Consider the following 13,844-nt stretch of genomic DNA (forward strand, 5'->3'; position numbering starts at 1 on the left):
ATATGAGCAGAAAAATATTAGTACTTGATACCACCTTGCGGGATGGGGAACAGGTTCCCGGAGCAAAGCTGAATCTATACGAAAAACTTGAACTGGCACATCAGCTTAAGGCATTGAATGTGGATATAATTGAAGCGGGCTTTGCTGCTTCCTCACAGGGAGACTTTAATGCCATAAAGGAAATAGCTTCACAGGTGGGAAGCGGCGGCACCACCATTACCGCCCTTGCCAGAGCTGTAAAAGGAGATATTGACGCGGTTTATCAAAGCGTCAAATATGCACAGAACCCGTTAATACACATAGTGCTGGGAACCTCGGCAGTGCATGTGGACAAGAAGTTCAATAAAACCGGGGACCAGGTCCTGGAAATGGGAGTGGAGGCGGTCAAGTACGCAAAAACCTTGCTGCCCCATATCCAGTATTCTACTGAGGACGCCTCACGCTCGGATTTTGAATATTTGTGGAAGACCATAGAGGCTGTTGTTAAGGCAGGGGCAACTATGATAAATATTCCTGATACTGTTGGCTATGCCGTACCTGAAGAATTCGGCGAACTGGTAAGAAAAATAAATTACAGGCTCAAAAATATGAGTGACAGTTTGATTTTAAGCGTTCACTGCCATAACGATACGGGGCTTGCAACTGCAAACACCCTGGCTGCAATAAAAAATGGTGCGGACAAGATTGAATGTACTGTCAACGGGCTGGGGGAAAGGGCGGGAAATGCGGCTCTGGAAGAGGTCGTCATGGCAATGAAGCTGCGCTCAGCCTATTACGATGCCCATACGGACATAATTACAAAAGAGATTTTTAAGACCTCAAGGCTTGTAAGCAATCTCACAGGACTGGATATACAGGTGAATAAAGCCATAACGGGGGATAATGCTTTTGCACACTCCTCAGGTATTCATCAGGACGGCTTGCTTAAGTCCAGAGAGGTTTATGAGGTCATAGCACCGGAAGATGTGGGTGTGGAGAGCATGGACATAATCCTGACAGCCAGGTCGGGCCGCCATGCCTTTAGAAATGCGGCAGAAAAGCTGGGCTGCAGCTTTTCTGATGAAGCTGAATTTGGGGCATTATTCGCAAAATTCCTTGAGCTGGCTGATGCAAAGAAGGAAATTTACGACCACGATGTCTATTACCTGGTGGAAAAGCACAACGGCAGCAAGCCTGAAAAAGAAACAGGCGGGGATATGAAGGTGGATTTATATGAGCTGGTGTCCTTCCAGGTGGTCAGCAATGATATTTTCCCCACAGCAACCATCAAGCTGAAAAAAGGCGGCGATATATTCAAATACAGTGCTGTGGGAGACGGACCCATTGATGCCCTCTACACAGCCATAAAGGATGTGACCGGCCTTGAGGTGGATCTGAAGGAATACAAGATAAGCAGCATGTCCAGAGGGAAGGAAGCTCTTGGCAGGGTAGCCATACGGATAGGCTTCAATAATAAAATCTTTACTGCCAGAGCAATGGATACCGATGTAATAAAAGCCAGCGCCCTTGCTTTCATTAACGGCTTGAACGCAATACTCCTGGACAGGTAGGGTTCACGTATAAAAAGCTTCAGGGACTGCAGCCATGGGTGCGGTCCCTGAAGTATGAATCAACAGTTAATTGAGTATTGTCTATAGTTTTCCGGTTATGAACAAATCCATCAGCTTGTGGCCTTCTTCAACAAAAACACCCGTCTTTTTTGCCTCGGCTTCATCATAGCATTCTGCCGCCGACTGCAGTTCCTTGGTACTGTCATAAATTATAAAGGGAACCGGCTCGGAGGTATGTGTCCGTAAACTCAAGGGAGTTGGATGGTCGGGAAGCACCAGAACCCTGTAAGCCTTGTGCTTTTTCAGGCCCTCCAAAAGGGGAGCGACGATTTTTTGGTCAAGCAGTTCAATGGATTTTACCTTGTTTTCAATTTCGTACCTGTGGCCGCATTCATCAGGAGCCTCAACATGCACGTAAACAAAGTCCTTACCCTTGTCAAGCTCTTCAATTGCGGCATTCGCCTTGCCCAGGAAGTTGGTGTGAATGTTGCCGGTAGCGCCTTCCACATCAACTGATGCAAGGCCTGCACAAAGGCCTATGCCCTTAAGCAGATCCACGGCGGAAATCATTGTTCCCGATTTATCGTATTTCTCGCTGAAGGAGGTCAAAGCCGGCTTTTTGCCTTCACCCCACAGCCAGATGGAATTGGCTGGACGCAGTCCTCTCGCTTTTCTGGACTGGTTAACCGGGTGATCCTTTAAAATGCCATAGCTTTTTTCCATCATTTCCAGCAGAACTCCTGACTCCTCCTTTGGAAGATACTCTGTCACTTTTTTCTCCAGTATATCGTGGGGGGGAGTGCAGCCCAGACCTGTCCTGCCATTGCTCCAAACCATGCAGTGCCTGTAGCTTATTCCGGGATAAAAAATCATACTGTCACTTTTAAGTACTTCGTTAACAGCCTCTATGAGCACTTTTGCCTCTTCGGTAGAAATTTCATCCGAACTGTAGTCAATCATGGTCTTATGTGCATAGACCGGCTCGTCCTCAGAGAGATAAACCAGATTACAGCGGAGGGCCACATCTGTGGGAAGGAGCTGGATGCCCATACTGACAGCCTCCAGAGGAGAACGACCGGTATAGTATATTTCGGGGCTGTAGCCCATAACTGAAAGGTTGGCGGCATCACTTCCCGGAGGGATTCCCTCCGGAATTGTCTTAACCAGGCCTACAGTGCCTTTCTTTGCCAGCATGTCAATGTTTGGCTTTTTTGCATACTGCAGAGGTGTTTTGCCGTCTAATTCCTGCATGGGATAGTCTGCCATACCGTCACCCAATACAACAACATATTTCATAATTATCTCCATTCCGGCACAGGCCGGTTACCCTCCTGAGGAAGGCAACTGTACGCAGCCTGCGCCCATTATGACTTTAAATTAACCCTTTGAAGCAACCTTTGCCCAGGTATCTCTAAGACCCACAGTACGGTTGAAGACCAGCTTTTGTTCAGTTGATTCGCTATCCACACAATAATAGCCCATTCTCAGGAACTGGAATCTTTCACCGGGTACAGCCCTTATAAGATCAGGCTCTACCATGCAGCTTTCAAGAATTTCCAGGGAGCCGGGATTGATATTTGACCTGAAGTCCGCTCCAGCCTCAACATCCTCCGGATCGATTTTCATAAACAAATGGTCGTACAGACGAACCTGGGCCCTTACGGCATGAGATGCGGAAACCCAGTGGAGGGTTCCTTTAATTTTTCTGCCGTCCGGGGAATTTCCTCCCTTTGACTCAGGATCATAGGTGCATCTCAATTCAAGGATTTCTCCCGTCGCTTCATCCTTTACAGCACTCTGGCAGGTTATAAAGTAGGTATTCTTCAGACGTACCTCCTTGCCGGGTGCCAGGCGGAAAAACTTATTTGGAGGATTCTCCATAAAGTCGTCCTGTTCAATATATATTTCTCTTGAAAAAGGAAGTTTTCTTGTCCCCATCTCAGGATTTTCAGGGTTGTTTTCAACATCAAACCACTCTACCTGACCCTCAGGATAGTTCTCAATAACAACCTTAAGAGGCCTGAGCACGGCCATGACCCTTGAGGCACTGAAGTTGAGGTCATCCCTTATGCAGTGCTCCAGCAGAGCAAAGTCAACCATGCTGTTATTCTTTGCCACGCCTATTTTTTCACAGAAGGTTCTGATGGAGCCGGGCGTATAGCCTCGCCTTCTCAGACCGGAAATAGTGGGCATTCTGGGATCGTCCCAACCGCTGACATATTTCTCGTTTACCAGTTGCAGAAGCTTTCGCTTGCTCATCTGGGTGTATGCCAGATTCAGCCGTGCAAACTCTATCTGACGGGGCTTTGCAGGCAGCCCCACATTTTCTTTCACCCAGTCGTACAGGGGCCTGTGATCTTCAAATTCCAGAGAGCACAGGGAATGAGTTATGTTCTCCACAATATCCTCGATAGGGTGTGCATAATCATACATGGGATAGATGCACCACTGGTCACCTGTTCTGTGATGGTGGGCTCTTAAAATTCTGTATATGACCGGATCCCTCATATTGATATTGGGGGAGGCCATATCAATTTTTGCTCTTAAAACCTTGGAGCCGTCGGCAAATTCACCGTTCTTCATCTTTTGGAACAAATCCAGATTTTCTTCAATTGACCTGTCTCTGTAAGGGCTGTTCTTACCGGGCTCGGTAAGCGTTCCCCTGTGTTCTCTTATCTGCTCGGGTGTCAGATCGCACACAAAGGCCTTTCCCTCTTGTATAAGCTTTATGGCACAGTCATACATAATGCCGAAATATTCGGATGCATAGTACATATTGTCCCAGTTGAAGCCAAGCCATTTTACATCCTCCTGTATGGACTCCACATATTCGACGTCTTCCTTGCTGGGATTTGTATCATCAAAACGGAGATTGCACTTTCCACCGTATTTAAGCGCTGTTCCGAAATCGATGCAAATAGCCTTGGCATGGCCTATATGCAGATAGCCGTTGGGTTCGGGCGGGAACCTTGTAATAACAGTGTTACCGGGAACTCTTCCCTCTGCCAGGTCCTCATCTATAAAGTCATAGATAAAGTTCGAGGGAGCGGAATTCTCTATTTCATTTTCTGAACTGTTGATATTTTCATCAGGCATGGTAATACCTCCATTAAACTCGGTTAATTTATTTGATATTATTTATTACACAGCTATGGGTATTGCAGGCGTTATAAGCCCTGTCAGCCCATACTGCCTTTTAATTTTTCAATACCATTCCTTATTCTTTCAAGAGTCTCGGTTTTCCCCAGGATGTCGGCTATTTCCACAGCTCCGCCAGGAGTGACGGCCTTTCCGGAGATGGCGGTTCTTATAGGCCAGAGCATAAGGCTGTTCTTGATGCCAAGGGCTTCAATGTGAGCGAAAAGCTTCTCGTGAAGCACATCAAAGTTCCAGTCCTCAATGGCCTCCAACACCGGCAATGCAGAATTAAGGCTTTCAAGAGAGTTTTCCAGTGTGGTTTTACTCTTCTTGTGGACATACATCTGAATATCATAGTCCGGGAGACTGTCAATAAAATCGATGGTTTCCGGAATGGTAGTCAGTACCTCGGTCCTTAACTGCAACAGCTTGCTGAGCTTCAGGGTGTCAATATTCTTATTTGTAATCGCTTTTTCATAGTAGGGAAGTGCAAGCCTGTGAAAGTCCTCCACAGGCATTTTTCTGATATATTCACCGTTCATCCAGGTGAGCTTGTTTATATCAAAAATTGCCGGGGACTTGCTTATACCCTCTATATCAAATACCTGCTCCAGCTCTTTAAGGGAGTAGATTTCTCTTGTGTCTCCGGGGCTCCAGCCAAGCAGCACGACATAGTTTACTATAGCCTCTACAAGATAGCCCATGGCTACCAAATCTTCAAAGGAAGGATCTCCCGCCCTCTTGCTGAGCTTTTGTCCGGAAGACTTCAATATCAGAGGAACGTGCACATAGGTGGGAATATCCCAGCCATAAGCCTGGTACAAAAGGTTGTATTTGGGGGTTGAGGCCAGGTATTCATTTCCTCTTACTACATGAGAAATATTCATCTGATGGTCATCTATGACATTGGCAAAGTTATAGGTGGGAAGTCCGTCGGTTTTTATGAGTATCTGGTCATCCAGCTCGCTGTTGTCAACCGTAATGGTTCCATAAACGGCATCTTCAAAGCTTGTGGTGCCGGTATCGGGCATTTTTTGCCGTATGATATACGGCTCGTTTCCTGCAAGCTTCCGTTGTATTTCTTCCTTGGTCAGGTTGAGACAGTGGCGGTCATATCTGTGGCCGTGACCGGCAGCATCATGTTCCTCTTTAAGGGCGGAAAGCCTCTCCTTTGAGCAGAAGCAGTAATATGCCCCACCCAGCTCAACCAGTTTTTTTGCATATTCCAGGTACATGCCCTTTCTTTCGCTCTGGACATAGGGGCCGTAATCGCCTCCGATATCCGGGCCTTCATCATGCACAAGGCCTGCCAGCTTCAAGGTATTGTAAATAATATCAACGGCACCTTCTACAAAGCGTTCCTGGTCTGTATCTTCTATTCTTAAAATGAATTTACCATTTTCCTTTTTCGCTATTAAATATTCATACAGTGCAGTCCTTAGGTTTCCGATGTGCATATAGCCCGTCGGACTTGGGGCAAATCTTGTTCTGGTTTGCATATTGGCCAGCTCCCTTCCAAAATATAGATTGTATTATAAAAATAAAAAACCCTCCGTCCATATGCAGGACGAAAGGTTAACTTCCGCGGTACCACCGTGCTTGGCAAAGCCCACTTTTCTCTGTAACGGGAGTTTAACCGTCAGGCTTACTTCATTTCAGAATATCCATCATATATTTTGCTTAATAAATAAAAATATATGTCAATGAATCAAAATGAATTGAAATGTTTCTTCGGCCTGAAGCTCGGATACCTGTTTCCATCAGTGTTCATACCGGATTCCCACCACCTCCGGCTCTCTGCAGGTCAATTGCGCTGCAATTGACTTTAAGAACTTAAAGACGTACTTATTATCGTCATTGCTAATAAATTTCGTTTGTTCTCTATTATATTATTTAAATTTGACATGTGTCAAGGTTTTCAGATATTTAATAGTACAAGGCAAAACGCCAGTACAACATTATATTGTACTGATTGTTCTCATTTCAGCAGATCAAAAATTCCCTGAAGGCCTTTTTCCTTAAAATTTATCATATCCTTAAAGCCCTCCAGTTCGTCCTTCACAATATCGTTAAGCAGGCTTTGGCCCAGAACCTCCACAGGAGCCAGGTCATCGGTAAATACGAGCTTTGACTCGGTGACCTCTCTCAAGTTCTTTCCCACGTAATTTGAAACTCCCCGCAAGGGATTATCTCCGGCAAATTTTTCAGTATTTGCGTTAAAATTGTTCAGCATATCCTCGTCATTGGAGGCAAAAAGCAATAGATTTGTGGTGCCGTCTATATCACAGGTGAAAACCCTGTTCATTACACTTTTTACAGTCTGACTCAAATACCGGTTTATGGGATTGTCACCTTTGGACTTCATATTTATATTTAATATTATTACTCCTCCGGGTTTCAGATGCTCCGATACCTTGGTGAAAAACTCCCTTGTAGTCATGTGGAAGGGAATGGTTATATCATGATAGGCGTCCACCATGATTACGTCATATTGACTGCAGTTCTCATCCGACAAAAAGGTTCTCCCGTCAGTGGTATATACATTTGCCTCGTCCTGGGAGGCTCCGAAATATTTTCTGGACAGCTCCACAATTTTTGAGTCAATTTCCACAGCGTCGGTCCTTACATTGCCGTAGTATATTTTAGACTGCTTGGCATATGTACCTGTACCGTTGCCAAGAATCAGCAGGTCAAGATTTTTTTCCGCACTGAAATCCTTGATGAATTGGGGTGCCATAAGAGCGTAGTCGTAATAGAGCCCCGACAGCTTATTATCCTTCCTGTAAACCGACTGGACTCCAAAGGCCACATTTGTTGAGAGGTAAACCGCCCTGTCGTCCTCAGAAACCTGAAGGTAGTTATATAAGGATTCATCCTCCACCAGGCAGTCCTTCCAGAAGGCATAGGAATTGGAAATGGGAAGAAAAAGCACAACCAGCAGCAGGATAGAACTGACTATGAACCTGGCGGGCTTTGTCTTCTTAATTATGAAATAGCTTACGCATATCAGATTCAGTATCAGTGAAAAGAGCAAAAAGGTTTTGTTGGTGCCAATGTAAGGGATTGTCACAAAGGTGGGTAAAAATGTTCCTATGATACTTCCAATGGTATTCATGGCATAAATTTTGCCTGTGGTCCTGCCGGCATTTTCCAGGTCGGTCACTCCCAGCTTTACCAGATAGGGTGAAACCATTCCGAGACCTATCAGTGGAACTGAAAAAAGCACAAGGCAGGATATTGCCGTACCTGTCACCAGTAAGTCATTCGAGAAGAATAAAGCCAGTAAGCCTGTAACTGCCAGTATAACGTATTTTCCGATAAAGGGAATTATGCCGATCCAAATGGCAGCACCCCAGATTATCATATAGAGCTTGTTGAGGTTGTTGTTTTTATCCGCCCATCTTCCGCCCAGAATGTTTCCGATGCTTAAGGAAATCATAATAAGCCCGATTATGACTGTCCAGATAATCTGAGAGGTTCCGAAGGTGGGTGCCAACAATCTTGAAATACTAAGTTCAACAGCCATTACAGACATTCCGCAAAAAAACGAGGTGGCATACAAAAGAGTTTTTTTTTCCATTAGTCCTTTTTCCAATCCTTTCATAAGGCAATTACCGGTTATATCCAGCCACAGCCTTGAGGTCTGATAAATATTTGTCTACATAGCATATAGCTTGCAGGTTTATATAATATAGTTTATATCATAATGACTGTTTTGTGAAATGGTTATTGCTTTCAAAACATTCTTTATTTGCTGTAAGTATTTTGAAATATTTAAATGTAGCAAATGTGCATATTTGATTCAGATAAATTAGTATAAATTTTAATCTTGTATACAATGAACAAGTTGTATATAATAAAAGTGGTGAATATACTTGGTTTCAGGTGATATGACCAGGTGATAAAATAAAATGCATTAATTATTGAAATACTTTATATATAGAAAAGTTGAAAATAATTATGTAAATATAAGCGTGTTTTTTAGCTGAATTTTTAATTTAAGTTATATTGTTTGATCAGAAAGGGGACCATTAATATGAATTTTTTAGAGCAGATAGTCAGCAGGGCAAAAAGTGAAATCAAAACCATCGTACTTCCTGAAAGTACTGACATCAGGACCATAAAAGCTGCTGCCATGATTCAGGAACAGGGGATAGCCAATGTTATTCTCGTTGGAAACAGGGGGGAAATAGAGAAGCTGGCCGGAGACCTGGATATATCCAAGGCGCAAATTGTTGATCCTGCAGATTTTGATAAATTTGACGAATATGTAAATACCCTGTATGAGCTCAGAAAATCAAAGGGTATGACAGTGGAACAGGCGAAAAAACTGTTGAGTGAAAATGTATTGTATTTCGGCATAATGATGGTGAAAATGGGCGCTGCCGACGGAATGGTAGCCGGCGCCATAAACTCTACCGGAAACACCTTAAGACCTGCGCTCCAGATATTGAAAACCGCGCCAGGAGCAAAGCTTGTATCTGCCTTCTTCATAATGGTAGTGCCTGACTGCGAATACGGAGAAAAAGGCGTGTTTGTATACGGGGACAGCGGACTTGTTGAAAATCCCAACGCTGAAGAGCTTTCCGAAATTGCCATCGCATCTTCAAAATCTTTCAAGAGCCTGGTTCAGGCTGAGCCGGTTGTGGCAATGCTCTCCTATTCAACTTACGGCAGTGCAAAAAGTGAGTTGACGGAAAAGGTGGTGGAAGCTACCAGGCTTGCAAAACAAAAAGCTCCTGAGCTTCAGTTGGACGGAGAACTTCAGGCGGATGCGGCCATAGTTGCTTCAGTGGGACAGTCAAAGGCTCCCGGCAGTTCTGTGGCAGGAAAAGCAAATGTATTGATTTTCCCTGACCTGAATTGCGGAAACATTTCATACAAGCTCACACAGAGACTTGCAAAGGCAGACGCCTACGGACCTATAATCCAGGGGCTGGCAAGACCGGTAAACGACCTTTCCAGAGGCTGCAGCGCCGAGGATATAGTGGGAGTTGTGGCAATTACCTGCGTACAGGCTCAAAATATGTGATATGACGCTGACGCTCCTATTATAAGAGTGCCGGCGGAGAAACAGGCAAGCCGGCCGAAAGCCGGCTGAACTTATTGTAAAAGGGATATTTTTAAAATAAAAGCCAGTAAATAAACATTGGGGAGATGAAATATAAATGAAGGTTTTAGTTATTAATGCAGGAAGTTCTTCATTGAAATATCAGTTGATAGATATGACAAATGAAGCTGTACTTGCAAAGGGACTTTGTGACAGGATAGGTATTGAAAACTCATTTATCAAGCAATCAAAAGGGGACGAGGAAGCAGTTGTAATCAGCAAGGTTCTGAAAAACCATAAGGATGCTATTGAAGCTGTTATCAGTGCTCTCACCGACGATAAGATAGGTGTGATAAAGAGTATGTCGGAAATATCCGCCGTGGGTCACAGGATAGTGCATGGAGGAGAAAAGTTCAACAGCTCCGCCATAATAAATGAAAATGTAATGGAGGCTGTAAGAGAATGTATTGACATAGCACCGCTGCACAACCCTCCGAATATTATCGGTATTGAAGCCTGTCAGCAGATAATGCCCGGAATTCCCATGGTTGGAGTGTTCGATACAACCTTCCACAGCTCCATGCCGGATTATGCGTATCTCTACGCAATACCCTACGAGCTGTATCAGAAATACGGCATAAGAAAATATGGTTTCCATGGAACCTCACATAAGTACGTTTCTGAAAGAGCGGCAGAATTGCTTGGAAAGCCGCTGAGTGAATTAAAGATAATAACCTGCCATCTGGGCAACGGCTCAAGCATTTGTGCTGTTGACAAGGGCAAGTCCATAGACACCTCCATGGGCTTCACACCTTTGCAGGGGCTTGCAATGGGAACCAGAAGCGGTACCATTGACCCTGAGGTTGTGACCTTCCTCATGGAAAAAGAAGATCTTACCGTTAAGGGAGTAAGCAATCTGCTGAATAAAAAGTCCGGTGTACTTGGAGTTTCAGGAGTGAGCAGCGATTTCAGAGACCTGCATGCCGCCGCCGATGAAGGAAACAAAAGGGCGGAACTGGCTCTTGAGATATTTGCTTATGGTGTAAAGAAGTTTATAGGTGAATATATAGCGGTTATGAATGGTGTGGATGCAATCGTATTTACCGCAGGTATCGGTGAAAATAACTCTGTCATAAGGTCTCAGGTGCTTAAGAATATGGACTTCCTGGGAATCAAGATAGATGCGGACAAAAACAAGATCAGAGGCCAGGAAATAGATGTCAGTACTCCCGATGCTGCAGTGAGAACGCTGGTTATCCCAACAAACGAGGAGCTGGCCATTGCACGGGAGACTCTGAGGCTCTTAAAGTAGTTCCTACATTATTATTGTGATAATTCGTTGCCTGGAGCCATATAAAGCATAATTGAGGCTGTATGGCTCTTACTTTTATAGGGCAGCATTAATTTTTACGGAATTAATATAGTAAAATAGATATCAGGCAATACTAGTACAGCATCCGGTAAACAGGGTGCATAAATTTGGAGAAGATTTTTTGGAAATACAAAGCGGAGGAGTGCGGAATAATTGCTTTATTTCAATCAAGAACAACAAGGTTGTTCTTTTCGACAACGATGTAGTTCAAAAAATATACCCAAATTATGTGCCAGGATTTACCGAATGTTGTACCAGTAACAGGATGACTGGAAAAATCAATGCAAATAACCGAAATTGAATTATTGACAAAAGAGGTATTAGTTAGTATAATATCAGTTGTCGGTTTTTAAGAGGTTACTAATGAGAGTAAATGTGTCTGATATTGTTAAAACTGAAGGTGCCGGGCTAGACGTGGATTTTCTTGGCGATCTGCCGGAATTACGAGAGTATGATACTTCTGTAGAATTCAAGCCTTCATTTAAGTTCGCGGGGCGCATCGTTAATTTGGGTGGCCTGTTAAAGCTAAGTGGTGATCTTCATTTTGAATTTAATGCAAATTGCCTGAGATGCCTGAAGCAAGTGGATACTGTTTCTGATATCCAGGTGGAAGAGAACTTTGTCGAGGTTTCCAAATCCGATGATGTGGATGCATATACATTTGAAGGTAATGTTGTGGACATTGATAAGCCGCTTATTGACAACATAATTCTTGCTCTGCCCATGAAAACCATATGTAGTGATGACTGCAAAGGCTTATGCAGGGTGTGTGGTACCGATTTGAACTTGAAAAATTGTAATTGTGATGAACGCGAAATAGTAGACCCAAGAATGGAAATACTTAAAGATTATTTCAAGTAGGTTTCTACTGGAGATAGTTAGATAATAAAGTACGGTTTTCAAGGGACAAGATTTATTGTTTGATTATTTCTTGATGGTTGCATTATAGTAGGGAGGTGTTATTGATGGCAAATCCAAAGCGTAGATGGTCCAAGGCAAGAACCGGTAAGAGAAGATCCCAGTGGAAGCTGGCATCACCAACTCTGGTAAACTGCCCACAGTGTCATGTTTTCAAGCTGCCTCACAGGGTATGTGGTGAATGTGGATATTATGATGGCAAACAGGTAGTTAAAGTAGAAGCTAAATAATAATATGTCATTCAGGAACATGCGGAATTAATATTTAATTGTTCCTAAAGAGCAGCAGGAGTATTCTTGCTGCTCTTTGATTTGTCCGTACAACCACCGGTCGGCACGGCTGTGCTGACCGCGGGCAAAACAATACTGACAAAAGCATTTAAAAAAGCATAAATGTACAGGAATCAACTGAATCATGCGTATAAACGGCTTGTTCCGGGAGGAAACTGTTTATACCGACAAAACAGGTGGGAAGGTGCTTTACTTGAGCAAAAACAGGATTAAAATTTGTATGGTGCAGCCCGGAAGCATAGCAGAGGAAGCCGGTGTTGAAGCCGGAGATTTTCTGATGGCTATTAATAATAAAAGTATAAAGGATGTCTTTGACTACAGGTACTACCAGGCATCGGAAGAGCTGCTTCTGGAAATTGAGAAGTCCCATGGAGAGATATGGGAGATTGAAATAGATAAGGACGAAAATGAAGAGTTGGGCCTTGAATTTGAGGATTCTCTTATTGATGGAGCTAAAAGCTGCACCAACAAATGTATTTTTTGTTTTATAGACCAGCTTCCCAAGGGTATGCGTGAAACGGTTTATTTTAAAGATGACGATTCCCGCCTGTCTTTTCTTACCGGGAATTATGTCACATTGACGAATATAAAGAAGGATGAGCTGAAGCGCATCATACACTACAGGATGTCACCCATAAATGTCTCTGTGCACACTACCAATCCGGACCTGCGAAGGTTTATGCTTGGAAACAGGTTCGCAGGGGATGTGCTGGACAAGATAAGAATGCTGACAGACAACGGCATAGAAGTAAACTGCCAGATAGTCCTTTGCAGGAACATCAATGACAGTGAGGAGCTGGACAGAACCATAGCGGACCTCTCCGCCCAGGCTCCCGGAATTGGCAGCATTTCAATCGTGCCGGTGGGTATAAGCAGGCACAGGGAGAATTTGTTTGATTTGGTTCCCTTTGATAAGGATAGCAGCTTCAAGGTCATAGAGCAGGTACATAGGTGGCAGGCCAGGCTGTTGAAGGAAAAGGGCACCAGGCTTGTATACCTCTCGGATGAGTTCTACATCAATGCACAGGTTGAATTACCCAGGTTCAAGGATTACGAAGGCTTTCCCCAGATTGAAAACGGAGTTGGGATGGTAGCCGTGTTGAAAAAGGAAGTTATGGACACCCTGAGGCATATAAAGGGCGGTACCTTATCTGAAAAAAGGCATATAAGTATTGCCACGGGTAGACTTGTTAAAAAAATTATATTACAATTGGTAGAAGAAATAAAATCCAAATTTCACGGTTTGGAAGTTGAAGTCTATGATATTGAAAACAATTTTTTCGGGCCTCATGTTACTGTGTCCGGCCTTCTCACCGGGCAGGATATTGCGGCACAGCTCACAGGCAGGCTGCTGGGCCAGGAACTCCTCATCAGCAGAAGCATGCTGAGGGCGGGCGAGGAAGTGCTGCTGGACGACTATACTGTCCGACAGCTTGAAGGTGAACTTGGGGTGAAAATCCGGATAGTTGACAGCGGCGGAGAGAATTTTGTAAATGCATTGATTGGTAAATGAGGCTAATAATAAT

10 protein-coding genes are annotated in these 13,844 nt (G+C 44.0%); 6 read left to right on the top strand and 4 right to left on the bottom strand.

The features are described 5' to 3' along the window. Positions 1-2 precede the first annotated feature (2 nt). Positions 3-1,550: a 2-isopropylmalate synthase gene (locus CLHUN_RS08875; protein WP_080064236.1), complete on the top strand. Its 1,548-nt coding sequence runs from the start codon at positions 3-5 to the stop codon at positions 1,548-1,550. Between the two features lie 81 nt (positions 1,551-1,631). On the opposite strand, the gene CLHUN_RS08880 is transcribed toward CLHUN_RS08875, so the two are convergent. The 4 genes from CLHUN_RS08880 to CLHUN_RS08895 form a co-directional block, all read right to left on the bottom strand. Beyond that, entirely contained in the window at positions 1,632-2,846 is a 1,215-nt protein-coding gene (locus tag CLHUN_RS08880; RefSeq protein WP_080064314.1) for a cofactor-independent phosphoglycerate mutase, read from the bottom strand. Between the two features lie 81 nt (positions 2,847-2,927). After that, complete coding sequence (locus CLHUN_RS08885; RefSeq protein WP_080064237.1) at positions 2,928-4,646, bottom strand: glutamine--tRNA ligase/YqeY domain fusion protein; 1,719 nt, start codon at positions 4,644-4,646, stop codon at positions 2,928-2,930. Between the two features lie 83 nt (positions 4,647-4,729). Continuing rightward, positions 4,730-6,187: a glutamate--tRNA ligase gene (gltX, locus tag CLHUN_RS08890; RefSeq protein ID WP_080064238.1), complete on the bottom strand. Its 1,458-nt coding sequence runs from the start codon at positions 6,185-6,187 to the stop codon at positions 4,730-4,732. 479 nt (positions 6,188-6,666) lie between these two features. Then, entirely contained in the window at positions 6,667-8,268 is a 1,602-nt protein-coding gene (locus CLHUN_RS08895) for a spermidine synthase (protein WP_080064239.1), read from the bottom strand. A gap of 456 nt (positions 8,269-8,724) precedes the next feature. On the opposite strand from CLHUN_RS08895, the gene pta reads away from it, so the two are divergent. The 5 genes from pta (at position 8,725) to CLHUN_RS08925 (ending at position 13,831) form a co-directional block, all read left to right on the top strand. Next, a complete protein-coding gene (pta, locus tag CLHUN_RS08900) occupies positions 8,725-9,720 on the top strand; it encodes a phosphate acetyltransferase (protein ID WP_080064240.1) in 996 nt (331 codons plus the stop codon). A gap of 136 nt (positions 9,721-9,856) precedes the next feature. Further along, on the top strand, positions 9,857-11,050 hold the full coding sequence (locus CLHUN_RS08905) for an acetate/propionate family kinase (protein ID WP_080064241.1): 1,194 nt from the start codon (positions 9,857-9,859) through the stop codon (positions 11,048-11,050). A gap of 423 nt (positions 11,051-11,473) precedes the next feature. After that, the gene (locus tag CLHUN_RS08915) at positions 11,474-11,971 is read left to right on the top strand and encodes a YceD family protein (RefSeq protein WP_080064243.1); all 498 of its coding nucleotides are present in this window, start codon (positions 11,474-11,476) and stop codon (positions 11,969-11,971) included. 104 nt (positions 11,972-12,075) lie between these two features. Then, entirely contained in the window at positions 12,076-12,258 is a 183-nt protein-coding gene (gene rpmF / locus CLHUN_RS08920; protein ID WP_080064244.1) for a 50S ribosomal protein L32, read from the top strand. 184 nt (positions 12,259-12,442) lie between these two features. Further along, positions 12,443-13,831 carry a DUF512 domain-containing protein gene (locus tag CLHUN_RS08925; RefSeq protein WP_080064245.1) on the top strand — a complete coding sequence of 463 codons (1,389 nt, stop codon included), beginning with the start codon at positions 12,443-12,445 and terminating at the stop codon, positions 13,829-13,831. Positions 13,832-13,844: the final 13 nt, after the last annotated feature.

The organism is Ruminiclostridium hungatei (assembly GCF_002051585.1).
Taxonomy (GTDB): domain Bacteria; phylum Bacillota; class Clostridia; order Acetivibrionales; family DSM-1351; genus Ruminiclostridium; species Ruminiclostridium hungatei.

What these genes read in the sequence shown, in the direction of transcription:
- CLHUN_RS08875 (WP_080064236.1), top strand. Translation starts at nt 3, where the DNA reads ATGAGCAGAAAAATATTAGTACTTGATACCACCTTGCGGGATGGGGAA.
- CLHUN_RS08880 (WP_080064314.1), bottom strand. Translation starts at nt 2,846, where the DNA reads ATGAAATATGTTGTTGTATTGGGTGACGGTATGGCAGACTATCCCATG.
- CLHUN_RS08885 (WP_080064237.1), bottom strand. Translation starts at nt 4,646, where the DNA reads ATGCCTGATGAAAATATCAACAGTTCAGAAAATGAAATAGAGAATTCC.
- gltX (WP_080064238.1), bottom strand. Translation starts at nt 6,187, where the DNA reads ATGCAAACCAGAACAAGATTTGCCCCAAGTCCGACGGGCTATATGCAC.
- CLHUN_RS08895 (WP_080064239.1), bottom strand. Translation starts at nt 8,268, where the DNA reads ATGGAAAAAAAAACTCTTTTGTATGCCACCTCGTTTTTTTGCGGAATG.
- pta (WP_080064240.1), top strand. Translation starts at nt 8,725, where the DNA reads ATGAATTTTTTAGAGCAGATAGTCAGCAGGGCAAAAAGTGAAATCAAA.
- CLHUN_RS08905 (WP_080064241.1), top strand. Translation starts at nt 9,857, where the DNA reads ATGAAGGTTTTAGTTATTAATGCAGGAAGTTCTTCATTGAAATATCAG.
- CLHUN_RS08915 (WP_080064243.1), top strand. Translation starts at nt 11,474, where the DNA reads ATGAGAGTAAATGTGTCTGATATTGTTAAAACTGAAGGTGCCGGGCTA.
- rpmF (WP_080064244.1), top strand. Translation starts at nt 12,076, where the DNA reads ATGGCAAATCCAAAGCGTAGATGGTCCAAGGCAAGAACCGGTAAGAGA.
- CLHUN_RS08925 (WP_080064245.1), top strand. Translation starts at nt 12,443, where the DNA reads ATGCGTATAAACGGCTTGTTCCGGGAGGAAACTGTTTATACCGACAAA.